The sequence below is a fragment of the Sphingorhabdus sp. genome, assembly GCF_044239665.1.
In the GTDB taxonomy this organism is placed as follows: Bacteria; Pseudomonadota; Alphaproteobacteria; order Sphingomonadales; family Sphingomonadaceae; genus Sphingorhabdus_B.
Genome location: NZ_JBIIBA010000005.1, coordinates 46,923 through 73,458 on the forward strand (window position 1 = coordinate 46,923; position 26,536 = coordinate 73,458).

General features: G+C 55.8%; 29 protein-coding genes and 1 tRNA gene. 12 read left to right on the forward strand and 18 right to left on the reverse strand.

Annotation, left to right across the window (positions count from 1 at the left end):
* Nucleotides 1-10 precede the first annotated feature (10 nt).
* From ACILP3_RS02675 to ACILP3_RS02700, 6 genes are all read right to left on the reverse strand, one after another.
* Nucleotides 11-1,393, reverse strand: coding sequence for an amino acid permease (locus tag ACILP3_RS02675; RefSeq protein WP_395615126.1), 1,383 nt, complete (start codon nt 1,391-1,393; stop codon nt 11-13).
* 141 nt (nt 1,394-1,534) lie between these two features.
* Nucleotides 1,535-3,598 (reverse strand): prolyl oligopeptidase family serine peptidase, encoded by a 2,064-nt coding sequence (locus tag ACILP3_RS02680; RefSeq protein WP_395615179.1) that lies wholly within the window; start codon nt 3,596-3,598, stop codon nt 1,535-1,537.
* A gap of 368 nt (nt 3,599-3,966) precedes the next feature.
* Nucleotides 3,967-5,223, reverse strand: coding sequence for an amidohydrolase family protein (locus ACILP3_RS02685; RefSeq protein WP_395615127.1), 1,257 nt, complete (start codon nt 5,221-5,223; stop codon nt 3,967-3,969).
* 168 nt (nt 5,224-5,391) lie between these two features.
* Nucleotides 5,392-5,808, reverse strand: a complete 417-nt coding sequence (locus ACILP3_RS02690) for a DUF2497 domain-containing protein (protein WP_395615128.1) — start codon at nt 5,806-5,808, stop codon at nt 5,392-5,394.
* A 20-nt stretch (nt 5,809-5,828) separates the two neighbouring features.
* A complete protein-coding gene (locus ACILP3_RS02695; RefSeq protein WP_395615129.1) occupies nt 5,829-7,295 on the reverse strand; it encodes a TolC family outer membrane protein in 1,467 nt (488 codons plus the stop codon).
* Nucleotides 7,292-7,876, reverse strand: coding sequence for a protein-L-isoaspartate O-methyltransferase (locus ACILP3_RS02700; RefSeq protein WP_395615130.1), 585 nt, complete (start codon nt 7,874-7,876; stop codon nt 7,292-7,294). The genes ACILP3_RS02695 and ACILP3_RS02700 overlap by 4 nt, the downstream gene beginning before the upstream one ends.
* A 272-nt stretch (nt 7,877-8,148) precedes the next feature.
* Here ACILP3_RS02700 and ACILP3_RS02705 point away from each other — a divergent pair.
* The 6 genes from ACILP3_RS02705 to ACILP3_RS02730 all read left to right on the forward strand — a co-directional run bounded on the left by ACILP3_RS02705 (nt 8,149) and on the right by ACILP3_RS02730 (nt 12,448).
* A tRNA-Cys gene (locus ACILP3_RS02705) sits at nt 8,149-8,222 on the forward strand.
* A 352-nt stretch (nt 8,223-8,574) separates the two neighbouring features.
* Complete coding sequence (locus ACILP3_RS02710; protein ID WP_395615131.1) at nt 8,575-9,849, forward strand: DUF3422 family protein; 1,275 nt, start codon at nt 8,575-8,577, stop codon at nt 9,847-9,849.
* Between the two features lie 89 nt (nt 9,850-9,938).
* Nucleotides 9,939-11,315 (forward strand): pyridoxal phosphate-dependent decarboxylase family protein, encoded by a 1,377-nt coding sequence (locus ACILP3_RS02715; RefSeq protein WP_395615132.1) that lies wholly within the window; start codon nt 9,939-9,941, stop codon nt 11,313-11,315.
* Nucleotides 11,316-11,408: 93 nt separating this feature from the next.
* Nucleotides 11,409-11,999, forward strand: a complete 591-nt coding sequence (locus ACILP3_RS02720) for a c-type cytochrome (protein ID WP_395615133.1) — start codon at nt 11,409-11,411, stop codon at nt 11,997-11,999.
* Nucleotides 12,000-12,149: 150 nt separating this feature from the next.
* On the forward strand, nt 12,150-12,275 hold the full coding sequence (locus ACILP3_RS02725; RefSeq protein ID WP_395615134.1) for a hypothetical protein: 126 nt from the start codon (nt 12,150-12,152) through the stop codon (nt 12,273-12,275).
* Between the two features lie 5 nt (nt 12,276-12,280).
* Nucleotides 12,281-12,448 carry a hypothetical protein gene (locus ACILP3_RS02730; protein WP_395615135.1) on the forward strand — a complete coding sequence of 56 codons (168 nt, stop codon included), beginning with the start codon at nt 12,281-12,283 and terminating at the stop codon, nt 12,446-12,448.
* 99 nt (nt 12,449-12,547) lie between these two features.
* On the opposite strand, the gene ACILP3_RS02735 is transcribed toward ACILP3_RS02730, so the two are convergent.
* Entirely contained in the window at nt 12,548-12,889 is a 342-nt protein-coding gene (locus ACILP3_RS02735) for a hypothetical protein (RefSeq protein WP_395615136.1), read from the reverse strand.
* A gap of 298 nt (nt 12,890-13,187) precedes the next feature.
* Here ACILP3_RS02735 and ACILP3_RS02740 point away from each other — a divergent pair, with 298 nt between their 5' ends.
* Nucleotides 13,188-13,457, forward strand: coding sequence for a GlsB/YeaQ/YmgE family stress response membrane protein (locus tag ACILP3_RS02740; protein WP_395615137.1), 270 nt, complete (start codon nt 13,188-13,190; stop codon nt 13,455-13,457).
* A gap of 22 nt (nt 13,458-13,479) precedes the next feature.
* Nucleotides 13,480-13,770 carry a hypothetical protein gene (locus tag ACILP3_RS02745; protein ID WP_395615138.1) on the forward strand — a complete coding sequence of 97 codons (291 nt, stop codon included), beginning with the start codon at nt 13,480-13,482 and terminating at the stop codon, nt 13,768-13,770.
* 63 nt (nt 13,771-13,833) lie between these two features.
* On the opposite strand, the gene ACILP3_RS02750 is transcribed toward ACILP3_RS02745, so the two are convergent.
* From ACILP3_RS02750 to ACILP3_RS02760, 3 genes are all read right to left on the reverse strand, one after another.
* Nucleotides 13,834-15,495 carry a sensor histidine kinase gene (locus ACILP3_RS02750; RefSeq protein WP_395615139.1) on the reverse strand — a complete coding sequence of 554 codons (1,662 nt, stop codon included), beginning with the start codon at nt 15,493-15,495 and terminating at the stop codon, nt 13,834-13,836.
* Nucleotides 15,496-15,623: 128 nt separating this feature from the next.
* Nucleotides 15,624-16,238, reverse strand: coding sequence for a sigma-70 family RNA polymerase sigma factor (locus ACILP3_RS02755; protein ID WP_395615140.1), 615 nt, complete (start codon nt 16,236-16,238; stop codon nt 15,624-15,626).
* On the reverse strand, nt 16,235-16,552 hold the full coding sequence (locus tag ACILP3_RS02760) for a NepR family anti-sigma factor (RefSeq protein WP_395615141.1): 318 nt from the start codon (nt 16,550-16,552) through the stop codon (nt 16,235-16,237). Before ACILP3_RS02760 ends, ACILP3_RS02755 begins: the two co-directional genes overlap by 4 nt.
* A gap of 71 nt (nt 16,553-16,623) precedes the next feature.
* On the opposite strand from ACILP3_RS02760, the gene ACILP3_RS02765 reads away from it, so the two are divergent.
* Nucleotides 16,624-17,406, forward strand: a complete 783-nt coding sequence (locus tag ACILP3_RS02765; protein WP_395615142.1) for a response regulator — start codon at nt 16,624-16,626, stop codon at nt 17,404-17,406.
* A 182-nt stretch (nt 17,407-17,588) separates the two neighbouring features.
* Here ACILP3_RS02765 and ACILP3_RS02770 read toward each other — a convergent pair whose 3' ends face one another.
* Genes ACILP3_RS02770 through xseA form a run of 3 tightly spaced genes read right to left on the reverse strand, consistent with a single transcriptional unit; the run spans nt 17,589 to nt 20,117 of the window.
* Entirely contained in the window at nt 17,589-18,452 is an 864-nt protein-coding gene (locus ACILP3_RS02770) for a M23 family metallopeptidase (protein WP_395615180.1), read from the reverse strand.
* Nucleotides 18,453-18,459: 7 nt separating this feature from the next.
* Nucleotides 18,460-18,663 carry a DUF2093 domain-containing protein gene (locus ACILP3_RS02775; protein WP_395615181.1) on the reverse strand — a complete coding sequence of 68 codons (204 nt, stop codon included), beginning with the start codon at nt 18,661-18,663 and terminating at the stop codon, nt 18,460-18,462.
* A 44-nt stretch (nt 18,664-18,707) separates the two neighbouring features.
* Complete coding sequence (gene xseA / locus ACILP3_RS02780; RefSeq protein ID WP_395615143.1) at nt 18,708-20,117, reverse strand: exodeoxyribonuclease VII large subunit; 1,410 nt, start codon at nt 20,115-20,117, stop codon at nt 18,708-18,710.
* Here xseA and purD point away from each other — a divergent pair.
* Both purD and ACILP3_RS02790 read left to right on the forward strand, forming a co-directional pair.
* A complete protein-coding gene (gene purD, locus ACILP3_RS02785; RefSeq protein WP_395615144.1) occupies nt 20,116-21,396 on the forward strand; it encodes a phosphoribosylamine--glycine ligase in 1,281 nt (426 codons plus the stop codon). The two genes, xseA and purD, sit on opposite strands and share 2 nt — an antisense overlap.
* Before the next feature lie 88 nt (nt 21,397-21,484).
* A complete protein-coding gene (locus tag ACILP3_RS02790) occupies nt 21,485-22,144 on the forward strand; it encodes a hypothetical protein (protein ID WP_395615145.1) in 660 nt (219 codons plus the stop codon).
* A gap of 57 nt (nt 22,145-22,201) precedes the next feature.
* Here ACILP3_RS02790 and ACILP3_RS02795 read toward each other — a convergent pair whose 3' ends face one another.
* Genes ACILP3_RS02795 through ACILP3_RS02805 form a run of 3 tightly spaced genes read right to left on the reverse strand, consistent with a single transcriptional unit; the run spans nt 22,202 to nt 23,949 of the window.
* Nucleotides 22,202-22,936, reverse strand: coding sequence for a M48 family metallopeptidase (locus ACILP3_RS02795; protein ID WP_395615146.1), 735 nt, complete (start codon nt 22,934-22,936; stop codon nt 22,202-22,204).
* Nucleotides 22,893-23,327: a YcgN family cysteine cluster protein gene (locus tag ACILP3_RS02800; RefSeq protein ID WP_395615147.1), complete on the reverse strand. Its 435-nt coding sequence runs from the start codon at nt 23,325-23,327 to the stop codon at nt 22,893-22,895. The genes ACILP3_RS02795 and ACILP3_RS02800 overlap by 44 nt, the downstream gene beginning before the upstream one ends.
* 1 nt (nt 23,328) lies before the next feature.
* Nucleotides 23,329-23,949: an SCO family protein gene (locus tag ACILP3_RS02805; RefSeq protein ID WP_395615148.1), complete on the reverse strand. Its 621-nt coding sequence runs from the start codon at nt 23,947-23,949 to the stop codon at nt 23,329-23,331.
* 56 nt (nt 23,950-24,005) lie between these two features.
* Here ACILP3_RS02805 and ACILP3_RS02810 point away from each other — a divergent pair, with 56 nt between their 5' ends.
* On the forward strand, nt 24,006-24,659 hold the full coding sequence (locus tag ACILP3_RS02810; protein ID WP_395615149.1) for an ankyrin repeat domain-containing protein: 654 nt from the start codon (nt 24,006-24,008) through the stop codon (nt 24,657-24,659).
* A 27-nt stretch (nt 24,660-24,686) separates the two neighbouring features.
* Here the strand turns inward: ACILP3_RS02810 and msrB are convergent, their stop codons facing one another.
* On the reverse strand, nt 24,687-25,169 hold the full coding sequence (gene msrB, locus ACILP3_RS02815; RefSeq protein WP_395615150.1) for a peptide-methionine (R)-S-oxide reductase MsrB: 483 nt from the start codon (nt 25,167-25,169) through the stop codon (nt 24,687-24,689).
* A 60-nt stretch (nt 25,170-25,229) separates the two neighbouring features.
* A complete protein-coding gene (locus ACILP3_RS02820) occupies nt 25,230-26,510 on the reverse strand; it encodes a cytochrome P450 (RefSeq protein ID WP_395615151.1) in 1,281 nt (426 codons plus the stop codon).
* Nucleotides 26,511-26,536 lie beyond the last annotated feature (26 nt).

The window sequence follows — 26,536 nt, forward strand, 5'->3', positions numbered from 1 at the left end:
ACCTACAGCGTTAGGTTACCCGCCGCCGAAAGATGAAAAACGCTGCCGCAAAGCCGCCCGCTACGAGTAAGCTCAGCCACAATTCCTTCGACGCGGAAGGATCAAGGCCTTTGGCGACCAAGATCACCAACATCGCTGCTATCGCGATATATGTGCCAAAGGGGTGGAACCACATTTTGATTTGCAGGCGGCTCGGGTCCTCCGCCTCATATTGGCGGCGCAGCTTTAGCTGTGCAGCGGATGTCATGAGGTACAAAAGAAGCATGGTCACGCCGCAGCTATTAATGAGGAAGCTGAATACCACATCGCGCGACACCGCGTCTGCGGCGAGCGCGAAATAGCTGAACAGGCTAGCGATCAGGATGGCGCGGGCGGGCACTTTGCGGTGGTTGACCTGCACCAACCACAAAGGCGCGTCCTTATGCTTGGCGAGGCCGAACAACGCACGCGAGGTAACATATAGGCCGGAGTTCAAGCAGGACAGCACGGCGACCAAAACCACCGCTTCCATTATCAGCTGACCCGCTGGTAAGCCCATATAGGCAAGCGTTGTGGCAAAGGGCGATACCTTGGGCACGATCTCGGTCCATGGCACGACCGACACGATGAGGAAGATCGACAGCACATAGAAGATAAGAATGCGCATAGTGACTGACACGGTCATGCGGCCAATAACCTTGGAAGGCTCTTCGGACTCAGCCGCCGCAATGGTAGCGATTTCCGCGCCAACAAGGCTGAATATGGTCGATGTTGCCGCCGCCAGCACGACGCCCCAACCATTGGGGACAAAGCCGTCATGCGCCGTCAAATTGCCAAAGGTCGAACCGCTGCCGGAGGTAAGGCCAAAGGCCCATGCGGCGCAGACCAGAATGAAAACGATGATCGCAGCGACCTTTATCGACGAGAACCAGAATTCAAATTCACCATATGCCCGCGCCGACATCAGGTTCACGGCGGTCAAAATCGCCATTAGGGCAATGCCAATGCCAAGTTCAGGCACGGCAGGAAACCAACCATGTAAGATTTGCGCGCCAGCAATCGCTTCAATCGCGACAACGACAACCCAAAAATACCAATAGAGCCAGCCGGACATGAATCCCGCCAAATGGCCAAGGCCTGCGCGGGCGAAATCCGGGAATGTCTGCACCCCATCAACCGCTATCGCCATTTCGGAGATCATGCGCATGACCAGCAAAATGATGAATCCGGCAATGGCAAAGGAGAAGACAGCGGCGGGTCCAGCCTGGCTGATTGTGGTTGAAGAACCAACGAACAGTCCGGCACCAATGATACCGCCAATCGCGATCATCGAGACATGGCGCGACTTCAAACTGCGCGACAATTCCGCCCCTTTATGGGTTTCGGCTGCCACATTATGCATTATGTCCGTCATATTCTTCCCCCAAATACTTCGTCTGTACTCTATAAATTTTGTCACCCCCGACTTGATCGGGGGTCCATAGCCTGAACCTTCCGCTTGCGCTGACCGATCAGACCATGGATTCCCGCTTTCGCGGGAATGACAAAATTGGACTTATTTACCCTTCAGATACTTACCTACCCAGTCAAACACCGTCCGGTGCCATTGGATCGAATTTTTCGGTTTTAACACCCAGTGATTTTCATCCGGAAATACCAGCAATTTCGATTCCACGCCCTGCTGCTGCAATGCGGTAAAGGCGGCCAGCGATTGCGAATAGGGGATGCGGTAATCCTTCTCGCCATGGATCACCAAAGTTGGCGTCTTCCATTTGGCGACATGGTTGACCGGGTTCCATTTTTCCGCATCACTGCGCGTGGTCCATGGGCCGCCATTGTCCCATTGGTCGAACCATAATTCTTCGGTCTCATAGGCCATAGCGCGCAGGTCAAAGATACCGGCATGGTTAACAAGGCATTTGAAACGGTCGGGCCAATTGCCGGAAATCCAGTTCATCATATAACCGCCATAGGATCCGCCCAGCGCGCAGGCATTGGCGGTATCAAGCTGGGTATCGATTTTGCCAACGGCATCCATGCCCTTTTGCAAATCTTCAAGCGGCCAGCCGCCCCAGTTTTGGTTGATGCTGTCGGTGAATTTTTGACCGTAACCCGTGCTCCCATGAAAATCGATGCTGACCACGGCATAGCCTTGCGCCGCCATGACCGCTGGGTTCCAGCGATAGGACCAACTATTGTTAAACGTGCCCTGCGGTCCGCCATGGACGAGTAACAGGACAGGCAGCTTACCCGCTGCGCCCTGCGGTTTGACGATCTGACCATAGACTCGGTCGCCATTGGCCCCAGAGAAATCAAACATTTGGTAATTGACCGGATTCAGCGTGGCGAACGTGTCGGCATTAACGTTGGTCAGGCGTGTCGTGGTACCTTTGGCATTCATATGAACAAGGTCGGACGGGCCAGTAATGCTGTTAATGGCATAAACAACGCCACCATTTTTCAGCGGCACGGCCTCAGCGATATTGCCGCGCGCCGTCAGGCGCGTAACTTTACCTTTCAGGTCCACTCGGAAAAGCGGGGTCTCCAAAACATCCTGCGCGGTGACGAGAAGGCTTTTGCTGTCGGCGGCCCATGCAAGCGAGCCCACCGAACGGTCCCATGCGTCGGTGAGCGCGATGACCTTGCCGCTCTTCAGATCCATCAGCTTGACGACCAGCCGGTCGGCCTCATAGGTCGCGCGCGCCATCGATGTCCATGCCAGATATTTGCCATCGGGGGATGCGGCGGGCGTGGTGTCCATGCCGGCGTTGTCGGCGGTCAGGTTGACTGGGTTGGCCGCGCGCAGTGCAGAGCGGTAAATATCAAGATTGGTCGATTTTGCCTCATGCGCATCGGCATGGCGTAAGGTGAACAGCACCGCGCTGCCGTCCGCGCTCCAACTTATCTCCTCGCCGCCGCCAAAGGGCTTCGTCGGCGCATCGCCGACAAGGGTGCCATCCATCGCTATGGCCGACGAACTAAGTTTGCCATCGGCTTCCAGCGCAACCGTAAAGACGCGGCTATAATATCCCGGCGTTTCCCATTGGTCCCAATGGCGGACCATTAAACGATCATATGCGCGGCCCGTGCCGGGGCCAGGTTTTGACGTGTCGCCATCGATGTCGCAGCCAAACTCCCTGCAATCGCGGGCAATGTCGCCCCATATGGCAAATGTTTGCCCATTGGGGGAGATTTTGAAACCGCTGACATCAGCCTTGAAATTGCTCGCTTGCATGGACGTGGCCGATGCAATGTCATAGCGCCAGATTTGGTCCGATCCGCTTTGGTTGCTTATATAATAAATGCTTTTGCCGTCAGGCGAAAAGGCGGGGTCATGCTCATTCTTGTCTGGCTTCGATGCAAACATCACGGGCTGCGGATCCGCGCTGCCAAGCTTGAGCATATACAGATCCGTCTTACCCTTGTTCGCCGCCAAATCTGTCTCGCGCAGCTGATAGGCGATCATATTGCCATCGGGCGACGCTGCAACCGCCGACACTCGTTTCATCATCACCAGGTCGGTTTCGGTGATCGGCCGTGCATTGGCGTCTGTCGAGAGGCTGCCAAGCGCGATGGCAGATGTGCCCAAAAGGGCGGTGAGCAAGAAGGCATTTTTCATGCATGGCACGCTAGTCAGCGCAAAGCTGGCACGCAAGGAGATTACATGGGCGATTGTTCCGACGCCCGACACGGCAAGTTGCATTTTACGCAACTCCATTGTCTACTAATTTAATTGAGTTTTATGAAGAGATGCTTAGTTGGTCACCATCAACGAAAACATAAAGGATGCTTTCACGGGACGACCCGGCCTTTTGGTTGTGCGGCAAGGTGAAGGAATGAAATATGCAGAAACTGGTTAGCTTTATTGGTGCAATTGCGTTTAGCAGCTTGCTTTTCTCAGTCACACTGACGTGATCTGAGCATGAAGAAAAATACGAATGGGCGGGGATTTCCTCGCCCTTTTGTTTTGCGCTACGCGCACGGCATTTAGCGGACGGTGTTGCCGCCTTTCATCACATGCGCAACATTTTCCAAAACACGGATATCCTTAAGAGGGTCACCGTTGACCGCAACCAGATCGGCAAAGCGCCCCGGTGCGATGCTGCCGAGCTCGCTGTCCTTGCCCAATAACTCTGCCGCGCGGATCGTTGCGCTTTGGATGGCCTGCATCGGGGTCATGCCGTAACGGACCATATAGGCAAATTGCTTGGCATTATGCCCATGCGGATAGACGCCGCTGTCTGTGCCATAAGCAATCGGCACGCCCATTTTGACGGCCTGCGTAAAACGGGCGCGTTGGATATCGGTGGTTTCACGATTTTTGCGGAGATATTCGGCAGGCCATTTCTCGCGCGTGCCGATGTCATCAATATAATCGCCATTATAAATATCCATCACCAGCCAAGTGCCGCTGGCTTTCGCCATTTTTAACGCTTCATCGTCGATCAGGCTGGCATGTTCGATGGAACGGACACCAGCGCGGATCGCGTTTTTAATGCCAACCGCGCCATGGGCATGTGCGGTGACGAATTTGCCCTTCGCTTTTGCCGTTTGAACGACCGCACGCATCTGCGCTTCGCTCAGCTCCGGCTCGCCCGGTTCCGTGCCGATGGCAAGCACCGCGCCCGTGGCGATGGTTTTGATAAAATCAGCGCCTTGTTCCATCAGGAATGTCGTCTTCGCTGCGGCTTCTTGCGGCGTGCTGGCAATCCCAAGCCGCATGTCGGCGGGCAATTCTTCATTGGGCACAACACCGTTCAATTCGCCGCCACCCTTGGGCAGGGTGATATACGCACCGGCCACGAACATGCGCGGCCCCGGAACATGCCCAGCGTTGATCGCATCACGCAACGCGATATCGGTAAGTCCCCGATAGGTGCCGACATCGCGGACCGCAGTGAAGCCAGCCTCTAACGTAAGCCGGGCATTATGCGCACCCATTAAGGCCGTGGCCGCTGGTGATGTTTTGATGGGCAGCGCAAGGTCCGCGCTTTGTCCTGCATCCGCCAAATGGGTGTGCAGGTCCATCAAGCCGGGAAGCACATGGAACGCGGTCCAATCCACCCGTTCTGCGCCTTGTGGTGTCTCGCCGCAGGGCGCAACGGCGGTTATCCTGTCGCCGCTGATGCTGATACATTGATTAGTGCGGACAGTGCCAGCTTGGACGTCAACCAGCCTGCCCGTCGCAATGTAGAGGTTCGAGGCAAAAACTGTTGCGGGCGTCAGGGTTAAAAGCCCCGCCAAAAATATAAGGGTGGGCCCTATAGCAAATGGGTGGTCACCCTGAACTTGGTTCAGGGTCTTACGGCTTTGCGCAGCGCCTAAACTAAGATGCTGAAACAAGTTTAGCATGACAGGGTTTGGGCGCGGCGCCCAGTTCGGCATTGCGGCTCCAAAGGCGCATGGCCGCCATCACCCTTTTTTGGTGATGCGCATGATTTCGCGCTCGACCAACGCTTCGACGATAGGCGGCAAATGGGTGTCAAGCCAAGCTTTCAGCATCGGGCGCAACAGGTCGCGCGTCATGCCTTCAAGAGACGTTTCGTCTGACCGCGTGATTTGGTGTGCTGCGCCTGGTTCGGCCAGGGTCTGCAGTGTTGAAAAGCTGTGCCGCAGGCTTTGCGCCTTATTGTCATCTAACAAAACTTCGCCGCCGCCCACATTGTCATCGGCGTCGGTTAGCTCAAGGACCTCATCTTCTTCGGCGTCCGGCGCGGCAGACTTCGCCGCCCGCTTTGTAACGGGGCGATTATTGTCATCATCAGCGATGATGCGTTTAATCGAGGACAAGATTTCATCCATCGAAGGTTCGTTCCGGCCGTCAGCCATATTTTCAGCCCTTGCGTAGATTACCGGATTTTACCGTCGGTAACAATTGGCTCTATCTCGGCTTTTTGGGCGGCCGTGTCAACGGTTCGGGTCGATTTTGCAACGGGATCGTGCTGTGAAGACCAGTCGCTCCATGCGCCATCAACCTTTTGATAGTCAGCGACGGGATCGTATAATGCGCCGCCTTCAAGGCCCAAATCGCGCGCTTCGGCTTTACCCATTGCGGCCAACAAAGTGAAACCGGCGACATAAGCGTTGCGGCGCGCGGCGACGAGTTGAACCTTGCTGTTCAGCAATTCTTGTTCCGCGTTCAATATGTCCAATATGGTGCGGTTACCAACGCCATTTTCGGCGCGCGTGCCTTCCAGCGATAACGCGTTTGCCGACACGGCCCGTTCGGAAGCGGCGATGACATCAAGTGCCGCACGCCAGCTTGCGTAGGAAGCGCGGGTCTGAGCAATCACTTCACGCTCCGCGGCGATTTCCAGTTCTTGCGCTTGGCCGAGACGAGCCTGCGCTTGACGAATTTGCGCGGCGGGCTGTCCACCTTGATATAAGGGTAAAGTCGCACGAACGCCTGCTTGTGCATTTAACGTGCTGTTATCCGGAACAAAGCCTGGAATATTCGATGAGATCGAATTTAAAGCATTGGAGTAAGATGGCGACGTAAAGACGCTTATGGTGGGCAAACGCGATGCATTCGCAGCGCGGCGATCAAAACCTGCGGCCTCGCGCGTTTCGCGCGCCGCAATCAAATCCGGGTTGTTTTCCAGCGCCACGGTCACTGCGCTATCTGGCGTTAATGGCAAATTGGGCAATGGCGGCGGCGCCTCCAACTGCCCGGGTTCGCGTCCGACCAACTGAATATAAATCTCTTTTGAACGGATAAGATTGGCGCGCGCCGTTTCCATATTGCTGGTTGCCAGCGCAAGCCGCGCTTCGGACTGCGCGACATCGGTGCGGGTCAGATCGCCTATTTCAAACCGGTCACGCGTTGCATCCAGATTAACGGTCAGAACGCCAACCTGCGCGCGGTTTAGATCGACAATCGATTCATCGCGGATGACATCCATATAGGCGCCGACCACCGCCGAAAATATGGCGCTTTCGGTGCCACGCAGATTGGCAAAGCCAGCCTCAACCCGGTTTTCCGACGCGCGCACCGCATTTTTAATGCCGCCGCCGGCATATAAGGGCGCTGAAATCGTACCGTTGATGCTGATGCCGCGGGCCTGAACCACGGATCCGCCGCTGTCCTGAAGGACATTTTCGAAAAAAGTTGGCTGTAATTTGATATCGGGACGGCCATTCGCCTTGGCCAAAGGAACCCCTTCGTTGGTTGCGCGCTGGCCCTGACGTGCAGCGGTCAGGTTGGGGTTGGTTTCATAAGCTGACACCAAGGCGTCACGCAAAGTGTCCGCATAAGCAGGCGCGACTATTACGGTAGACGCCAGCAAGGCGGCCGTGAACAGATGGCGCGCGCTCAAAATACGAACTCCGGCTTGCGGGCAAAGGCCGGCAGCGGGGCAATTTCGCTATCCTCAAATGATTTCAACGCAATTTTTCCTTTGTGGACAAAGCCCTTGGCCAGACGCGTTACTGCGCCGTCGATGATGCCCGTCACCAATCGCGCGCCGTCGGCGGCGAGATCCACCAACGCTGCGGGCAACTCTTCTACCGCGCCGTCAATGACAATCACCGAATAAGGTGCCGCCGATATTGCTGCCGAAAAATTCTCCGCCGTTACACACACAAGAGCGTTGACCCGCGTGCGCAAAATCGCGGCGACATAACCATCCTCTTTGCCAAGCAACAACACATGATCGTCCGCGCGCACATCCGCCGCCTGTAGCAGCAACGCGCAAGACATAGCAGGGTTGAGGACAGAACCATCGTCGAGCGTAATCGACCGGTCCATATAGGCTGTGGATCGGTGCGTCTGCGGCACGAAATCCTCACGCGGGATGTTGCCCATGGCAGCCAGCACCCATAAGTCGGTGACGCCACTTGTGCGCAGCTGGCTGTCCACCATGGACCGCCGCATCTCTTCAAAATTCACTGATTCCATCGGAATATTTCCATTAACTTGCTGGCCAACTGGCACAACTGTACTGCAATCACAATACAGCCCTTGAGTCTGGTTCTAGCCAGCCTTGTCCCTTCCGCCAAGCGGGATTCAGACAAATAGCCTATTTCGGTATGCAAATAGCAACTTTTTCCGCCGCTTGTGGCGGACGGGGCACAAGGCGTCAGATTGCCGGTTGCATTGAATTGGGCAAGCCGCTAAACGCCCGCCTTCACCACATAATGGCATGCTGTTTAGGCAAGTTATTGTTCAGAGGCCCGATGGCGGAGTGGTGACGCAGAGGACTGCAAATCCTTGCACGCCGGTTCGATTCCGGCTCGGGCCTCCAACACATTCTAACGAAAACCGAACGGACAATTTTAATCGAACCACTGCCATTGGCCGATTGAGCAACCGCAGGGGCAGAAACGCCAAGAGCCATGTTGCCCGAGAGCGCTACAAAAAGCTTGCTAGATATTTTCTTCATTTTCTAATCCTTTGAACGCGGCTTACCTGGACTGTGGTCTCCGCAGACCGCGCTCATCAGGGAATTTTGGGTGATTCCCAATGCCCATATGGGGTATAAAAAGAACGAAATGTTGTTTTTTGTGTCTTTTTGTTCATCTTGCGTGCGCAAAGGGTCCCGACCCTAAGGCATTTAAGTGTATAGACTTTCAGATTTTCTGTGCGACTATCTGTCTATGAGCTTTACTGAACATCCGCTGCGCCGATGGGCTGTTGACGAAATGCGGTTGCGCCGTTTTGCGCCAGTAAGCGCCAATTCTGAAATCTACCAAGTGGTCCGGTTAATCGAACCTGCCGAACGCAATAGTGAGGACCAGTGGCTGATACATAAGCGCCCCGATTTTGACGATTGGACGCTCGCGGCGCGGCACGGTTCCGGGCATACGGCCTCAGGCATATATTTCTTATGGGAACGACATACCGAAGCCAGCACGCTAACGCTGATTTTTCCGGCGGACATTCCCGATCCCGTCCGGCACAATTATATTCAATGGCTTGAAAACTGGCCGGGCGGCGTTGTTCGGGCGACGCAAATTCGGGTTGTCCCAGATAATGTAAATATCGAAGCGGATTTGTCGGCGATTGGCATTTCTACAGAGGAAATGGTGTGTTGCGACATCAATTCCGGCATTCGCCTCTGGTCAGATTTCAGCATTCATGGGGATGGCTACGGCCGATTGCTTATTACCGCTGGGGACTTGGGTGCAGGAGAGCGTGGCCGCATCATCCAGCGCGTCCAAGAACTGGGCAATTATCGGAACTTGGCCTTGCTTGGCTTTCCTGTGGTGCAGCAACACGGCCCGCAGCTTGACCAGCTGGAACATCGCCTGTCTGACCATGCCCGGCGCGTTGCCTTGGCGGATGAAGATGACGAGATTTTGTTGAATGACCTAGCGGGCATTTCGTCAGAGCTGGAACTTATTCGATCTGCCACCAGCTTCCGACTGAGCGCGACGGCGGCTTATGCAGAGGTTGCCGCAGACCGGTTGGCGGCACTGGATGTTCAACCGATAGCCAATTTTCAGAGCCTCACGGATTTCACGGAACGACGGCTAGTGCCTGCATCGCGCACCTGTTCCGTATTCCGTCAGCGGCTGAGGGATATTGCCGAACGGATATCGGGTGTCATGCACACGCTTGATGTGCGGATCGACAGCCGGATTAAAGCGCAGAACCTCGTGCTGATGCGGTCAATGGAGCGCTCCACGCAGCTTCAGTTTCGCCTTCAAACATTGGTCGAAGGACTCTCGGTCATTGCCGCTGCCTATTATCTGATAGGGTTGATAGCCTATATGACAAAGGGCATTGCTGCGATCAACAGCGACCATATAACTGACATCATCATGGGCGCGGTAACTTTGCCGGTCATGTTGTTAATCTATCTGTTTGTAAACCGCCTCCGGCACAAGGTGCTCAAGGAGACTGGCGCGGAAAATACCCCTGTTGAGTAGCGTGGATATAACGGCGCGCATTTTGATCTAAAGTGGCAGTGCCGGACATCCACATAGACTCGTTTCGATAAAGCATTTACCGACGCGTCATGGACACGCTTGATATCGCTTTTGCCGAAGCCCGTCGTTTTCTCAATTCGCTCGGAACGCGGCCCGTCGCCGCGCGCGGCACAGCAGACGAGATGCGTCTGCCTTTGCCCGCGCAATTTCCCGAGCGCGGAATGCCCGCAAATGATGTGGTGCGCGCGATTGCGGCGGCTGCTGAACCGGGGCTGACGGGCAATGCGGGTGGCCGCTTTTTTGCATGGGTGAAAGGCGGCGCACTCCCTTCTGCTTTGGCGGCGGATATTCTGTGCTCGGCATGGGACCAAAATGCGGTACTCGCCTCCACCAGCCCTGCTGGCGCGGTTCTCGAAGAGGTCGCCGGCCGGTTCCTGCTAGATGCTTTGCGTTTACCAACCGATGCCAGTTACGCCTTTGTCACTGGCTGCCAGATGGCGCATGCAACGGCGCTGGCGGCCGCGCGTCATGCTGTTCTGGAGCAAAAGGGGTGGGATGTTGAGGCAAAGGGCCTGCAAGGCGCGCCTGCGATCCGCGTGCTTGCCAATGCCCATCACCATTCTTCGGTGACCAGAGCATTGCGCCTTTTGGGTTTAGGTAGCGATTGTATCGTCCCATTAAGTGGGGACAGGCCCGGTTTGGTCGGGCCAGAAGTTCTACGCGCCGCGCTTGCCGAAGCGCCCGATGCACCGACGATCGTCATTCTCAACGCGGGTGATCTCAACATTGGCGCTTGCGACGATTTTTCGACATTGTGCCCGATTGCACAGGCGGCTGGCGCATGGGTGCATGTGGACGGCGCTTTTGGACTTTGGGCTAATGCCAGTCCACGTCTATCCGCTTTGGTTGCCGGGGTGGAGCGCGCCGACAGCTGGGCCACCGACGGGCATAAATGGCTGAACACGCCTTATGACTGTGGCATGGCTATCACCCGCCACGCCAGCGCCCATATTGCTGCAATGCGTATGACCGCTGCCTATCTGACCAATGGCGGGCCGGTGCGCGACCCCATGGACTTTACGCCAGAATGGTCGCGCCGCGCCCGAGCCATTCCAGCCTTGGCGGCTTTGATGGAGCTTGGCCGGGACGGCCTTGCGGCGATGATTGAACGGTGCTGCGATCATGCGGCGGCGATTTATGATGGTATCTGCAAGCTTGAGGGTGCCACAGGCATCGCGCGTCCGACCATGAATCAGGGCTTAGTGCGCTTCGATGCGAAAGACGGTGCCAACATCAGCGACGCAGTCATCGCGTCGATCAACGCCAGCGGGGAAGCCTTTCTAAGTGGCGGCAGTTGGAACGGCGAGCGGGTGATGCGGATCAGCGTTTGCGGTTGGAATACAAATGCGAACGATGTCGCGCGGACGGTGGCAGCCGCACGCCATGCGCTATCGGACATGCGGTAAAATCGCCAGCGCCGGAGTAATATTGCCGCGCGCCTCAGGCACAAGCTGGTGATGGAAAATGCCCATATAGAAAAGCATGGATAATGCTGCATAATGGCCTTTTCATGGGGGGCGTTGTTGATTAAAGTTGCAAGCGCATTGCGTAAGCAAGATATTGGCTATGTGGCCATTAAAGACGTGACAGGAGAATCTATGGTCAACACAAAAGCAATAGCTTGCCTCGTGGCTTTATCCGCAATGCTTGCGGCATGTTCGGGCGGTTCAGAAGGCGAGGCCGATGCATCCGTTCAGGCGGAAGCATCTGCTCCAGCTGCACCTGCGGGGCCCCTTGCTGCAACCGACATGAGCACGGTTGACGGCACCAGTGTTGCCAACTTCACCGGCAATGCCGCCAATGGCAAGATGCTATTCGCGCAATGCCGTACCTGCCATGTTACCGACGCTGGCGTGAACAAAATCGGCCCGTCCTTGCATAATATTATCGGGCGCACGGCTGGAACAGTTCCAGGATATACATATTCTGCGGCCAATGCGGGCGCGGGCTTTGTCTGGACCAAGGAAAAATTGTTCCAGTTTCTGGAAAAGCCACAGCGCGTCATTCCGCAGACGAAAATGATCTATGCGGGTCTGCCAGATGCACAAAAGCGTGCGGACCTGATCGCCTATTTCGAAACGCCAGGCTGATATTTTAACCTTATGGAACATAAAAAGGCCGGGTCATTCCCGGCCTTTTTATTGGCGCGCAAGTGGCGGTGGAATTTTCGCTACTGCGCCGGTTGAACCAAGCCGCGCTTCGGGCGTTACCTTTGTACCATGTACATAAGGAGACGTGTTATGAAGATAAACACACAAGACGCGCGGGCCGGAAAGACAGGCATGGGCGTGCGCTATGTTCTGGCAGTATCATTGGTTCTCGCGGTGGTCGCCATGGTCGCTGTCTATTGGGGAGCCATAAGATGATGCCTATGCAACATAGGGTCGACCCCGACCCCAAGCCCTACAGCCCGCCGAACGAAGTGCCGGGCACTAGCCCAGACGAAGTGTCTCCAGGTGATTTGGGCGATACCGATTATCCGGGGCGTATTCCCGATGAAACCCCATTGAAATCGCCCCCGTCGGAATCACGCTGCTGAATGAAAATCGGGCTGTCAGCAGTGATGCGGACAGCCCGTTTTTCTTTAGAGATTAACAATAATGCCACCATCGGAATGCGACATCATTCTGTCCTCCACTCAGGATACGGTCGCTGGCGTGAAAGATGGCGGGTCGCTGGCGGGGAAAGACGCATCCGACATGTCATCAACCTTGTTCCAATTCTTACCCGGATGATCGCGCATAGAGTCCGCGCCGGCGTGGCGGGTTTGGTCGAAATTCTCAGAATCGGTTTCATCATCGGCAAAGGCGGCGGAAAAATCTTCTTTCCATTTGTCGGCCTTTGGCATCCATTGATCACGCGTCGCGTAAAGTCCTGCGCCTATCGCAACGCCGACGCCAATGACAGAGGCCACCGCGCCAAGCCATGACGGTACGGCATATGCAGACGAGCGGCTGCCTTGCCCTTTACGCGCTTGCATGGGCCTTGGGCTCGACTTCCCAGCGGGCTTCGCGCTGGCCCTGGTTGATCCATTCGTGCTTTTTGCGCTCCCATTGGCCATATTTTTTTTGGGGCTTACTGACTGTGTCATGTCATCCTCACTTTCGTCATTTGTCGAAGTTTAATTCTGCATAGGTAACGACGAAAGGTGCGGCATGGTTCCTCTGAACAGCCGTCAAATTGCTCGGTTGAACGGGGATTAGGCTGTGGCCTAAGCAAAATCGGAACCAAATGGTTCGAGCGATGTTTTCCCTCGCACTCTGAAAGGGAGAAATAGCATGAACCTCATTATCATTCTTATTGTTGGTGGCATTTTGGGCTGGCTGGCCAGCATCGTCATGCGCACAGACGGACAGCAAGGCATTTTCTTAAATGTCATTATTGGCATCGTGGGTGCCTTTTTGGCCGGCTTTGTCATCACCCCCCTGATCGGCGGCGCGCCAATCACCAGTGGCAATTTCGATCTCCGCTCGTTGGTCGCGTCATTTTTAGGTGCAGTCGTTCTGTTGGCGATCGTCAATATGTTCCGTCGCGGCAGTGTCCGCTAAACATTAACTCAGGGAAAAATTTATGAAAAAGTCGATTTTAATTTTCGCCGCATCTGTGTCTTTGGCGACGCTTGGCGCCTGCGATTCCGGTGCAGAAAATGCACAAGAGCAGCAAGCCGATGCCGTCCGCGATAAGGCTGAAGTGCAAGCTGACATCATGGAGGTTGAGGCCGATGCCATGGACACCAAGACAGATGGCAAAGACACAGCGGCTGAAACCGCTGTCGAAAATGCAGCTGAAGTGGTCCGTGAAAAAGGCGATGCTAAGGCTGATGCCATGGAAGATAATGCAGACGCACAGGACAAAAAATAGTCCCATCGTTGCATCGCAATCAGGGCTCGTCGGGCAACCGGCGGGCCCTTTTTTGTGCCGGCACTAAGTCGCGACCTTGGGCAACGGGAATTTTAGTACAACCCGCGTTCCATGCCCTTTGCGGCTTGAGATCGATAGATCGCCGTCCACTTGGGTGGCAAAGCCATGCATCAATTCGGTACCCATTTGCGCGGCTGCGTCGCTGACAATATATCCTTGCCCATTGTCCGAAATGTCCAGAATGGCATTCTCGCCTTCCAGATTGAACCGCAGGATGACTGCCCCATGCCGTCCTTTGGGGAATGCATAGCGAAAGGCGTTGGTGACCGCTTCCACCACGAACAATGTCAAGGGTACGGCATATTCAATCGGCACCGGGAAACTCTCTGCCTGACAGGTCAACTGAACATGGGTCATGGACCGGCTTGCACCGCGCAACTGCGCGCATAGCTCTGCCATCAGGTTATGAATCGGTACCTCGCCGCGTTCATAGCCATTATCTTGTTCGTATAAGAGTCGGTGGATAAGCGCCAAAGCGTTTATCCGCGCACGGGTTTGTGCCAACACTTCCTTCGCTGGGCCTTCACGCACACGGTCCGACTGCAGCGTTAACAGGCTGTTGATGATCTGCAGGTTGTTTTTGACACGGTGGTGCACTTCACGGGTGAGCAGCGTTTTTGCCTCCAACGCGTGCGTCAGGTCCGTATTACGGCGGTCGATAGCATCGGCCATGCTGTGTAAATCTGCGCTAAAAGCAGCGATTTCTTCGGGCGCGCGGTCGAACTTGTGCCTGTCTCCGGTAAAGTCGCCTTGGGCGAAGCGCCCCGAAACGGCACGCAATTCGCGTAACCATATTAAGGCCAGGCGGTGCGTTCCGACCCAGATGGCAAGTGATGCAAGCAATATGGAAATCATAGGCAGCAAAATGCTGGTGCGCACTTGCGATATCGCTGCCGCCATTAACGTATCATGTGGTTCGGCATAGACGACAAACAGGTCAGAACTGTAGAGCTTGTGCAGCGTGTAAATCCATAATGTGCCTTTGCTATCGCGGATCTCGACGGGTTGGCTCTGGCGCGCTGTGACGTCAGGCGTAAAGGGCAAGGGCCGGTCGCCACTTGCCACCTTCGTGCCGTCGCGGGTCACAATGGCTAATGCGCCCGCGCTGCCGCGTGCGGCTTGGCGCAACCCGTCGCGCAGATATTTGACGTCAATGGCCGCGGTGATTGTGCCGTCCGATTGTCCATCGGCGGTGCGCAACGGTAAGATAAGGAACAACACGTCCCTTTGGGATATGGGCGCGAAAACCGGCGCTTTTGTGATGGTCATACCCTTTGCATTGACCCCGCGTCGCCACCAGCCTTCTTGCGCAACATTGACAGGCTTGGAAAGAGGAATGGCAGAGCAGCGCACCGTGCCATCTGCTGCTGTTCGGGCGATATTGGTAACGGGCGGATAATTGCTTAAAGATATGCGCAGCGCCGTATCGCAATCGGCGGTCATGCGGACGACATCCCTGTTCGTTGTGTGGGCCAGCAACAGATGCTGTGCAATTACGAAAGGGTCGCGTTGCCGTTCGGCCACTGCACTTGCCGTATCGCGCAACCGATCAAAGGCCAAATTTCGCGTATGTTTCAAAGTCGCGTTGCCTTGGATGAAGCTTACAATCGTCACAGGCAGCAAGGCGACGAGCACGACCAGAATAAGCCCGTTTCGCATGTTCATTGGTCGTAAAGAAACCATTTAGTCCGCGTACCGATAGGCATCATTTGTGAAATTCGAGTCCATTTTTGTGCCTCGAAAAAAATCTGCGGAAACCCGCGGCTCAATCCCCAGCGGCTGGGTCTGCGCCGTCACATGCTTGGCGTCGGGTTGGGGTGCTTGGGCAAACTGTTCCGAACTGGCTTTGATCTCACGGGCTTGTTCAACACAGCCTCATCGGGACCGTTAATCAACGCCGCCAATGCCACGCGGCCGCGCGCTAGCCTGCTCTTGACGGTACCGATGGCGCAGCCTGTAATAACCGCTGCCTCTTCGTAGCTGGCGCCGCCTGCGCCAACTAGCATCAGTATCTCGCGTTGTTCAGCAGGTAGCTTTCGCAACGCTTTTTCAACATCGGTCATGTGGATGTGATGTTGCTGCGGCGGTGCCTCCACCAGCAGCCGTTCGGCGGCCTCGGGGTCCCAACTCGTCATCCGCGAATTTTTGCGCATCGTGGTGTAAAATTGATTACGCAATATCATGAACATCCACGCTCGGAAATTGGTTCCCGGGGTGAAGCTTGCATGCGCGGCCCATGCCCGCATCATAGCCTCTTGCGCAAGATCGTCCGCAAGTTCCCGATTGCCGCATAGTCCGCGTGCAAAAGCGCGCAACGACGGGATAAGTGCAATCATCTGGGCTCTAAAATCATCCGATGCATCGCGCCGTTCAGAGATGGGGTGCGATTCCACCGGCAAGGCGCTCATGACAATTTCTTAGAGGCGGATATTTTGGCATCAATTTGGTCCAGAAGATCCAGAAAATCGTCGGGGACGGGTTCATTGGCGATGCTGTCATGCATCTGGCGTAGGGCCGCGGTGAGGGAATCAAATTCCGGGTCTATCGCCTCCCCTGCGTACTGTTTGCCTTTATTGCTACCCAATTGACCCCCTCCATCATTCCAGACGCCCGGCAAAGTGTCGGACCCGGACTGACCATATTCTGTCGTTATGCCCATGGCGCAATACCACAATTCAGGCAGGCGAAGATTTTTATCATAGGCGATTAAGCCCCTACACATGATATTGTTCCATCAGGCGGGAACAAAATCGCATTTCGAGCGTATTAGTTTCGCTAGCAAAGGGAGCAACTATGTCATTTAGACAGCAACTGGCATCACAATTGCCATATCTTAGGCGTTACGCACGGGCATTGACTGGGTCACAGTCAATGGGCGATGCAGCCGTGCGCGAAACATTGGAGGCGTTATTGGAAGCGCCTGAAGAATGGGATGAAAATGCTCCAGCCAAAACCGAGCTATTCAGAACATTTCACCGGATCTGGAAAAGCGAAATGATTGCGCCACTTGAATCGCGCGGTCGCAGCGGTGTGATCGCGCATTTTCCAGTCAAGCGCCGACAAAGTTTGCTGCTCGCCACGGTTGAAGGATTTGCGGTCGAAGATGTGGCCGTGATTTTGGGCATGGGCCAAGACGATGTGCGCGAACATGTTCAGGCGGCACGCAGCGCGATCGAAGATGCGCTGTCTGCGCGCGTGCTCATCATTGAAGATGAATCGATCATCGCATTGCACATTAAGCAAATTGTCGAAAGCCTCGGCCATGAAACAATAGCCATTGTCCGCACCCGGGCAGAAGCTGTGGCCAACGCGCGCGATGAAAAGCCAGATCTTATCCTGGCCGACATCAGTCTTGCCGACGGATCGAGCGGCATCGATGCTGTGAAGGATATATTGGCTGAACAAACGGTGCCCGTGATTTTCATCACAGCCTTTCCGGAACGCCTGCTTACCGGCGAACGTCCCGAACCGACCTATCTGATCACGAAGCCTTTTGAACCGGAAACCGTCATCGCGACCATTGGCCAAGCTTTGCTGATGCACCGGGAAGCCGACATAAATTCAAAAGCGGCATGATTTTTGGGAACAATATCTGGAAACTGCAGTTTGCTTTTCGAAACGATATTTACAGGTCAACAAATGGGTAAAAGCAAATGTTGACCCGCTGGTCCCCCTCCCCCTTCTAGACCAGCACCCTAGCACCCCGGCCTAACCGCCGGGGCGCTTTGTTTTTTGTCCGATCCGACGATCATGCGGCGTCAACCAGATGGCAATAACAGCTTTGGGTCAATACGCGCGGCATTCCATTTCATGCCCCAGTGTAAATGCGGCCCACTTGCCCTGCCTGTGGCACCAACGCGGCCGATGACTTGGCCTTGCCGCACAACGTCGCCTTTTTTGACCAGCAATTCGGACGCGTGCAAAAACGCACTGTTCAAACCCATGCCATGGTCAATCATCAGCAAATGCCCTTCCAAGGTGAAGGCGTCATTGGCGGCAAGGGTGACGACGCCGTCGGCGGGTGCAACGAAATCCTGGCCTCGGGCAGCGGCGATGTCCATGCCATTATGATAGCTGCCCGGCGTGCCATTATAGATGCGTTGTGCGCCAAATAGGCCGGATATGCGGCCTGATACGGGGCGGATGAAACTTTGCCGCCAGCCTTCACTATCGCTGCGGACTGCGCGTGCAGCCGTAATCTGTGCAAGTTCTGCGCTGCGCCGTGCCTGAAATTCGGCGGAACTTTTCGCGCCGCCGGTGATGTTCGCGGCAACATTTTCGATGCGCCAATTGCCCAAGGCGACGGTGATATTGCGCTCCATCTTGCTGCCATCGGCCAGCATAGCGGCCAACCGCGCCTGCATCGGTGCGTCACGGTCAAAACCGATCAGGAAGAAGCCGTCCGGACTAAGCTCTAACGCCACATCGTCTAAAAATACGCTGCCTGCCCCTTTGGGCGCGCGGCCGATGACCAAGCCGCCTTGCACAGCAGCGCCGGATATCCAGAACTCAGCTGGGTTGTTTTGGGACAGAAGCTGTGGCTGCGCGAAAACCGGCGGCGTCACAATGGCCAGACTGAGGAAAGCCGTGATGTTTGCGCGCAAAACCCGGCTGGTGCGCATCAAATGTTCAACCCTTGGCCAATGCCGCGCGGGTGGATGCCTCTGCACTCACATATGGCTCCTGCTTGACAACGCTCCAGTAACGCAGCTCCTCCAACGCGATTGCTTGGCCCGTCACCGCGCATATCACATGGTCGCCAGCGGTGAGTATACGGAAGTTATTGGCCATATAATGCAGGCGGGCAACTTTGTTTTTCGAAGACATCAGCATGACTGCATTATGGCGCATCGACGCGCAATGGGCAATGCATCGCGTCAGCCGTCGAACAGATTGCCTTGATTAACCGTCGGCTGCGCTGGTTTGGGTGTCGCAGATCGCGGCGGCGCAGAACCATTGATGACGCTGCCGACTGCACCATCGACGAACCGCAGGGTCACGTCGCCCGCCGTCACTGCTGCAGCCCGTGACATAATCGTTTTGCCGTCTGCATCTGTCACACGGGCAAAACCGCGCTTTAGCGGGGCCTCGGGATGCAGGCTGCCTGCAAGGCGGCTAAGCGCATCTAGCCGTTGCTGGCCTTGTTCGACACGGCGGGTCAAAAGGCGGGGGTGCAGCATCATTGCTGGCCCCGAATAAGCAATCTCCGCCTTACCGACGCGCGTGCGCAGGGACTGGCGCAGACGTTCGGCAAGGTCATCGGTGCGCTGCTGATGCGGTGCGGCAAGATCGGACAGACGTGGCATGAGACGCCGTTGCGCCTCAAGCCGTTCCGCCGCTAGGTCCACACGCTTGCGCACATTGTTTACCATGCGCAGACCCAATTGGCCGACGCGTTGCAACAGGTCGCTGCGCACCGGAACCGCGATTTCGGCAGCAGCGGTCGGCGTAGGCGCGCGCAGATCAGCCGCAAAGTCGCACAAGGTGGTGTCGGTTTCATGCCCGACTGCGGAGATAATCGGTATCGTGCAATTGGCGACGGCACGGACCACGGCTTCATCGTTAAAGGCCCAAAGGTCCTCAATCGACCCGCCACCGCGCGCGACAATCACAAGGTCGGGGCGCGTGGCCGGGCCATCTTGCGGCATCGCGGAAAATTCGTTGACGGCCCGCGCTATTTGGGCCGCCGATCCTTCGCCTTGCACCAATACCGGCCAGACGATGACATGCGTTGGGAAGCGGTCGGCCAATCGGTGCAAAATGTCGCGAATGACTGCGCCTGTGGGCGATGTAACCACGCCGATAGTGCGGGGGAGCGACGGCAGCTTCTTCTTACGTTCGGGCGCAAATAGCCCTTCTGCCGCAAGACGGGCTTTAAGCTTTTCAAACAAAAGCATCATCGCGCCTTCGCCGGCTACCTTCAGGTTATCGACGACGATTTGATAATTGGAACGCCCCGCATAAGTGGTGAGCTTGCCCGTGGCGACGACTTCAAGCCCATCCTCCGGCGCGAAGGGCAGGCGGGCCGCGCCGCCTTTCCACATCACGGCATCAAGCCGTGCATTATCATCTTTCAGGCAAAAATAGATGTGCCCCGACGCCGCGCGCTTAAAGCCGGAAATCTCCCCCCGCACGCGGACATGGCCGAACCTATCCTCAACCGTGCGTTTCAGGGCAAGCGACAGTTCCGACACGCTCATCGCCTGGGCATTGTCGCCGGGCCGCTCCTCGGCTAACAGGCGAGTGACTTGCGGGTCGGCAGTTTCAAAGGGGTCATTTGCGGACATGAATATCTTGCTCATCGGTTCGGGCGGTCGCGAACATGCGCTGGCGTGGAAGCTCGCGCAATCGCCAAATTGCGATACACTTTTTGCAACGCCGGGCAATCCCGGTATCGCGCAAGAGGCGGAGCTGGTGGATCTCAAATTCGCTGATCATGCGGCGGTCATCGCCTTTTGCGCGGGCCATGATATTGGACTGGTCGTGGTCGGACCCGAAGCACCATTGGTCGGCGGTTTGGGCGACAGCTTGCGCGATGCCGGCATTCCGGTCTTTGGCCCCAATCAAAAAGCCGCGCAGTTGGAAGGATCTAAGGGCTTTACCAAGGATATGTGCGCGGCGGCTGGCATCCCGACCGCTGGCTATGCCCGATATGACAGCAATGCATCGGCAATCACCGGCTTGGACGCGTTCGATGCGCCTTATGTTATCAAGGCGGATGGCTTGGCCGCTGGCAAAGGCGTCATCATTGCCGAAACACGGGCCGAAGCGGAGGCCGCAATCGATGATATGTTCGGCGGCGGTTTCGGGGATGCAGGCGCCTCTGTCGTCATCGAAGAATTTATGACCGGCGAAGAAGCGAGCTTCTTTGCATTGACCGATGGCTATGATGTTGTCGCCTTTGGCTCCGCGCAAGACCATAAGCGCGTGGGCGATGGCGATACAGGCCCCAATACCGGCGGGATGGGCGCTTATTCGCCTGCCTTTGTGTTGACCGATGCATTACAGACTGAAGTCATGGAGCGCATCATTAAGCCAACCGTGGCCTATATGGCGGCACATGACATGCCGTATTCCGGCGTCCTGTTTGCAGGGCTGATGCTCACGGACGAGGGGCCAAAGCTCATTGAATATAATGCCCGTTTTGGTGACCCCGAATGCCAAGTATTGATGACCCGTTTTGAAGGCGATCTGGCCGCTTTGATGTTGGCGGTTGCGACAGGAACGCTCGCACAAGCCGCCGCTCCAGAATTTTCGCGCCATGCGGCCTTAACAATTGTGATGGCCGCAAATGGCTATCCGGCTTTGCCGAAAACAGGGGGCGTTATTCATTTGGCAGATGTGACGCACGCCAAGATATTCCACGCAGGGACGGCTGAGGTCGGCGGCCAATTGGTCGCTAGCGGTGGGCGTGTGCTCAACGTCACCGCAACCGGCGATACGGTGACGCAGGCGCAGGCCGCTGCCTACGCGGCGGTGGACAGTATCGATTTTTCAGGTGGTTTCTGCCGCAGAGACATTGGCTGGCGCGAAGTGGCGCGCGAGGCGGCAACCGGCACGGATTAACCTGCAACTTTCACGGCTTAATGGTTTCATGCATCCATATTTTGCGCAATTGAACGACATATTTTTGGGGCTTTAGAGGAGAAACACATTGTCCAATAATTTAATCATCATCATCATTGCGGTCCTGATCGCTGCTAGCTTGTTGTGGTGGCTGCTGCCGATGGGCGGCGCGAAGAAGAAAACGGATAGCGCGGCTAAAGACATATTGTCGCCGCCTGCGGCTGTTCCTGCACCGCCCATTGCGCCGGTTGTTCAGGCCGCTGTGCCAGAGGTGACGACGGCCAAAGCGAAGACTGCCAAAGCTAAGGCTCCGGAGAAGACCGCTGCAACGAAAAAGGCAGCCGAGTCCAAAACCGCTGCGCCGAAAGCTGCGGCGAAGCCCGTTGCAGAAAAGGCAAAAGCGGAAAAAGCGCCCAAGGCCAAAGCCGAAAAAGCAAAAGCGCCAGCCGCGCCCAAGGCAAAGGCGGCAAAGCCTGCGCCAACGGCATCAATCCCTGACAATCTTGAGCTGATCAAAGGCTTGGGCCCCAAGGTCAACACTCTGCTCAAGGGGCTTGGCGTAACCAGCTTTGCCCAGGTCGCGAGATGGACCGATGCCGACGTATCTGAAATCGATGCCAAGCTGGGCGCTTTTGCTGGCCGGATCACGCGGGACAACTGGATCGACCAAGCCCAATTGCTTTCGGCAGGGGACATTGCAGGTTTTGAACAAAAATATGGCGCGCTGGGAAGTGGTGCCAAGGGTTGAATGTATAATCAGACGGAAAGCGGGCGCTGGGTAACTGGCGCCGCTTTCGCGTTATCCTTATCTGCCGACGCGCTGCAAACCAGTCCCGTGCATTTTGAGCCATTGGTCCGCCGCCTTTCGGTTGCCTTCGTACAGCGCGTCGAGCCATGCATAAAAATCGGCACTATGGTTCATATGGCGGATATGTGCGACCTCATGCGCGATGACGGAACGGCGCACATAGACAGGGGCCATGATCAACCGCCAGCTCAGCGAAATAGTGCCATGGCTTGAGCAACTGCCCCAGCGGCTCCGTGGATCGCCAAGCGACAGGCGCGGGACCGGGGCATTTGCTTTGGCGCAATAAAATGCGATTTCTTTGGTAAATGTGGCGCGCGCTTCGGCTTTCAACCAACGCAGGATGCGTGCTTCTACGGACGATGCTGGGCCACCAAGACGCAACCTGCCTTCACCACAACGGACGCTGCGTGGCCATTGCTCGCACCATTCAATGACATGGCCTTCGCCTTCGACCGCAATTTCGCTGCCTGGGGCGACGGGGGTGGCCTCCGCCACATTATTCAGCCGCGTGGCAATCCACGCCCGTTTCTTGTCGACAAAATCGAGCGCAACATTGGTGGGGGTGTAATGCGGCATCGTGATCCGGATTTCGCGCTTGATGGCATCGGCGCGCATGGAAATGCGTTTTGCGCGGCTGTTCCGGCGGATGCGCACGGGTAAGCGCTCGCCTTCGATAACCACAATGGGGTCAGAGAGGCTTTTCGACAATATGGTTTTCAAGCGGTCCAGCATGCAGTTCCGATATAGCCCTATTTTGCACAGACATGCCAGCATCATGTATCGTCTGGCGATCTCCGCTGACCAAATAATGCCATTCTGGTAAAGGCTTATCCGCCGCGCGGAGCACATAAGCGCATGTTGACGGCAGCCAGACATAATCATCAATTTTGTTGGGCGTAAGCCGGAGGCATTCCGGCACAATGGCCCTACGGCCGCGATAATCGGAACATTGACAGGTTTTTAGGTCAAGCAATTTGCAGGCGACATTGGTGGGGTAGATGCGGCCGGTATCTTCGTCCTCCACCTTGTTGAGGCAGCATTTGCCGCACCCGTCGCATAAGGCTTCCCACTGCGCGCGATCCAAGCTTGCAATCGGCGCCTCCCAAAAGGGGGTTTTGGTCACATTAACGGACCCATTTGGCCAATTCAGCCTCTACCAGATCAGGCGCGCCCTCATTGACGTCGGTGTTGGGGGCATCTGCGGGCATGATCGCCAATGGCTCACCCTTTGGCCCCATCAAATAGGGCGTCTGGCTGTGGCTTATCAGGTAGTTTTCCGGCGCGCTGCCGTCGACCCGGCTGGCGTATATCGCGAATTTTTTGGCGGCTTCGGCAATGTCCGCATCGGAACCAGTCAGACCAATAGCGCGCGGATGAAAGGCGCTGACAAATTGTTTCAGCACCGCACTGGTATCGCGCGCGGGATCAACGGTAATGAAAATCGGTTGGATCTTGGCCGCAAGCTCCGGGTTCTTGGTTTCAAACGCTTTCAAGCCAGCCATGAGGTTCTGCATATCGGGCGTGCAGATATCGGGGCAATAAGTATAGCCGAAATAGACGATGCGATATTTGCCATCGAATTCCTTAAAGCTACGCTTTTGCCCATCCTGATCTGTCAGCAGAAAATCACCACCGATTGTCGCCCCCGCCAACGGCGCGTCGCTGAGCGGCAGTTGCGCGGGACCAGAGTCACATGCAGATAGGAGCAAAAGGGCGGATGCGGCAAAAAGTGATGTTTTGTTCATAGCGAGGCCAGACATGGTCTGCTAAGACCGAGTATTCAAGGATAATGGACGTGAATATGGAACAGATTCTGTTGAAAAAGACATTTTTTCTCGTTGCAGCGGCTGGGCTCATCTTGCCAGTAGCCAGCGGCGTCGTTGCGCCTGCTGCCATGGCGCAGTTTTCGGACAGTTATAATTTCCTGAAAGCGGTGAAAGACCGCAAAGGCGAAGATGCCGAAAAGTTTCTGGCAGAACCTGGTTCCGTCATCATCAATACGCGCGATATCACCTCTGGTGAAACCGCTTTGCATATCGTGATCCAGCGCCGCGATTCGACATGGCTCGGCTATTTGCTGCAAAAAGGTGCTAATCCGAACCTGGCCGACAAAAAAGGTACGACCCCTTTAATGCTCGCCACGCAATTGGGCTATGTGGAGGGTATAGACGTGCTTACCCGCAGAAAAGCGCAGGTCGACCAAAGCAATCGCGCAGGTGAAACGGCGCTCATTCTGGCTGTCCAACTCCGCAATATAGACGCCGTGCGCGCCTTGTTAAAGGCAGGGGCCAACCCAGATAAGACCGACAGCCGCGCAGGATATTCAGCCCGCGAATATGCCCAACAGGACGGCCGGGCGTCGGAAATTGCCGCCATTATCGAAAATCATGGCAAGGCCGACGCCGCAAAAAAGCCTGCTGCACTGGACTTTTCGGGTATTGAAGGGCCTAAATAACCCGCATTGCAACCCTGTTCGACCGGATCAGCTGGGCACAAACTTCATGGCGGCACCGTTCATGCAATAGCGCTTACCGGTGGGCTTGGGCCCGTCATCAAAAACATGCCCCAGATGCCCGCCACATTGCGCGCAGTGCACTTCTGTCCGCGGCAAGCCGATCTTATAATCGGTTTTCGTCCCAATCCCGCCAGCCAATGGCGTGTAAAAGCTTGGCCAGCCTGTACCGCTTTCGAACTTTGTCGCCGAGGAAAACAGCCGTTTATTGCAGCCAGCACAGACATAAGTGCCCTTGCGTTTTTCGCCATTCAGCGCGCTGCTATAGGGCCGCTCGGTATCCTCTTGGCGCAAGATGCGATAGGCCGCCGGCGACAGCCGTTTCTTCCACTCGGTATCGCTGTAGGTGACGGCAAAACGCGTCTTGGCCGTCGCATCCCGGCCACAGCCCAAGACGAACGTGGCTGCACCTACACTCAAAAACGACAGAAATTGGCGTTTGCTTAATTGCATGACATGTTCCTTTGACAGCTCTGGCAGCAGTCATGCTGCGGTGGCCCAAAAAGTTTCATATCAATAACGCGACAGTTCCACATCCATCTTGCGATAGCCATGCACAAAGCAACCGGCAACGCGCTCTGGTTCTGCAACGACGTTAGGCCGCAGGCGGCGCACGGCCATCTCTTCAAGCAGGATGCGGATTTGCAGTTCGGCAAGCCGCGCACCCACGCAGCGATGGATGCCATAACCAAATGCCAGATGCCGACGCGCGTTTTCGCGGTCAACGATCAGCTTATCCGGATTTTCAAACACGCTTTCGTCGCGATTGGCAGACAGATACCACATGCCAATTTTATCGCCCGCCTTGATCGGCGCTCCGAACAGGTCATGGTCCTGCGTCGCAGTCCGCCGCATATGCGCCAACGGTGTCTGCCAGCGGATGATTTCGCTGACGGCGTTGGTAATGAACGCGGGGTTCTGTTCCAGCTTCTCACGTTCATCTTGGAAGCTATGTAAGCCATAAACATAGCCCGACATGGAATTGCGGGTCGTATCGTTACCGCCGACGATCAGCAAGATGAGGTTACCCATATATTCCAACGGGGCCATGTCCTTCATCGGCGAATGGATCATCCGGCTGATGAGGTCAGGGGCCTCACCTTTGTTTTTGCGTTCGTTCCAGAGATTCTGGAAATAGGCGCCCATTTCGAACATTTTGGCGAGCCGCGCTTTGCGGGTTTCTTCGGAGCGGACCAATTCAATGTCACCCGCCCAATCAGACCATTCGGTCAGTTTGCGGCGGTCCTCCCAAGGAAAATCAAACAGCAAGGCCAGCATTTGCGTGGTCAATTCAATCGAGACCAGATCAACCCAGTCAAATGTTTGGCCAATAGGAAGCGAATCTAGCAACTCCGCCGTACGGCGGCGGATGTCGCCAGACATGCGGTCCATTTCGCGCGGCGTAAATGCTGGCGCGATGACGCGGCGTTCCTCAGTATGCTTGGGCCGGTCCATGGCAATGAACATTGGCATGATGACCCTTTCGTCTTCCGGAATAGGTTCCGCGAGCGCGTTGTCGTCGATCAGCGTGATGCCGCCATGTTCGAATGAAGACGAATAAATATCTGGCAATGCCTCAACATGCTGGATCGCTTTCAGCGTGGTGACATTCCAATAGCTGCCGAAATCGGAGCCTTCGATTTTGTTAATCGGTGCCTTTTCCCGCATTTCCTTGAATATAGGATGCCAACGATCCTCAAGGTAAATATCCGCTTTGGTTACATCCCAGCGGTGCGGTGCCTGGTTCACTTCATAGGGCAGCGAATCGCTCTCAAATATCGGGGCAGTGGCCATTATTCTCGACTCCTCTCGCGGCCGAA

Bases quoted from the DNA above. Each gene is read 5' to 3' on its own strand.
- purD (WP_395615144.1), top strand. From the start codon at position 20,116: ATGAATATCTTGCTCATCGGTTCGGGCGGTCGCGAACATGCGCTGGCG.
- ACILP3_RS02805 (WP_395615148.1), bottom strand. From the start codon at position 23,949: ATGAACAAAACATCACTTTTTGCCGCATCCGCCCTTTTGCTCCTATCT.
- ACILP3_RS02745 (WP_395615138.1), top strand. From the start codon at position 13,480: ATGAAAAAGTCGATTTTAATTTTCGCCGCATCTGTGTCTTTGGCGACG.
- ACILP3_RS02760 (WP_395615141.1), bottom strand. From the start codon at position 16,552: ATGTGTAGGGGCTTAATCGCCTATGATAAAAATCTTCGCCTGCCTGAA.
- msrB (WP_395615150.1), bottom strand. From the start codon at position 25,169: ATGCAATTAAGCAAACGCCAATTTCTGTCGTTTTTGAGTGTAGGTGCA.
- ACILP3_RS02715 (WP_395615132.1), top strand. From the start codon at position 9,939: ATGGACACGCTTGATATCGCTTTTGCCGAAGCCCGTCGTTTTCTCAAT.
- ACILP3_RS02775 (WP_395615181.1), bottom strand. From the start codon at position 18,663: ATGCTGATGTCTTCGAAAAACAAAGTTGCCCGCCTGCATTATATGGCC.
- ACILP3_RS02770 (WP_395615180.1), bottom strand. From the start codon at position 18,452: ATGCGCACCAGCCGGGTTTTGCGCGCAAACATCACGGCTTTCCTCAGT.
- ACILP3_RS02690 (WP_395615128.1), bottom strand. From the start codon at position 5,808: ATGGCTGACGGCCGGAACGAACCTTCGATGGATGAAATCTTGTCCTCG.
- ACILP3_RS02755 (WP_395615140.1), bottom strand. From the start codon at position 16,238: ATGAGCGCCTTGCCGGTGGAATCGCACCCCATCTCTGAACGGCGCGAT.
- ACILP3_RS02730 (WP_395615135.1), top strand. From the start codon at position 12,281: ATGCAACATAGGGTCGACCCCGACCCCAAGCCCTACAGCCCGCCGAAC.
- ACILP3_RS02810 (WP_395615149.1), top strand. From the start codon at position 24,006: ATGGAACAGATTCTGTTGAAAAAGACATTTTTTCTCGTTGCAGCGGCT.
- ACILP3_RS02725 (WP_395615134.1), top strand. From the start codon at position 12,150: ATGAAGATAAACACACAAGACGCGCGGGCCGGAAAGACAGGCATGGGC.
- ACILP3_RS02710 (WP_395615131.1), top strand. From the start codon at position 8,575: ATGAGCTTTACTGAACATCCGCTGCGCCGATGGGCTGTTGACGAAATG.
- ACILP3_RS02750 (WP_395615139.1), bottom strand. From the start codon at position 15,495: ATGAACATGCGAAACGGGCTTATTCTGGTCGTGCTCGTCGCCTTGCTG.
- ACILP3_RS02735 (WP_395615136.1), bottom strand. From the start codon at position 12,889: ATGCAAGCGCGTAAAGGGCAAGGCAGCCGCTCGTCTGCATATGCCGTA.
- ACILP3_RS02675 (WP_395615126.1), bottom strand. From the start codon at position 1,393: ATGACGGACATAATGCATAATGTGGCAGCCGAAACCCATAAAGGGGCG.
- ACILP3_RS02820 (WP_395615151.1), bottom strand. From the start codon at position 26,510: ATGGCCACTGCCCCGATATTTGAGAGCGATTCGCTGCCCTATGAAGTG.
- ACILP3_RS02700 (WP_395615130.1), bottom strand. From the start codon at position 7,876: ATGGAATCAGTGAATTTTGAAGAGATGCGGCGGTCCATGGTGGACAGC.
- ACILP3_RS02765 (WP_395615142.1), top strand. From the start codon at position 16,624: ATGTCATTTAGACAGCAACTGGCATCACAATTGCCATATCTTAGGCGT.
- ACILP3_RS02795 (WP_395615146.1), bottom strand. From the start codon at position 22,936: ATGCTGGACCGCTTGAAAACCATATTGTCGAAAAGCCTCTCTGACCCC.
- xseA (WP_395615143.1), bottom strand. From the start codon at position 20,117: ATGTCCGCAAATGACCCCTTTGAAACTGCCGACCCGCAAGTCACTCGC.
- ACILP3_RS02720 (WP_395615133.1), top strand. From the start codon at position 11,409: ATGGCCTTTTCATGGGGGGCGTTGTTGATTAAAGTTGCAAGCGCATTG.
- ACILP3_RS02680 (WP_395615179.1), bottom strand. From the start codon at position 3,598: ATGAAAAATGCCTTCTTGCTCACCGCCCTTTTGGGCACATCTGCCATC.
- ACILP3_RS02740 (WP_395615137.1), top strand. From the start codon at position 13,188: ATGAACCTCATTATCATTCTTATTGTTGGTGGCATTTTGGGCTGGCTG.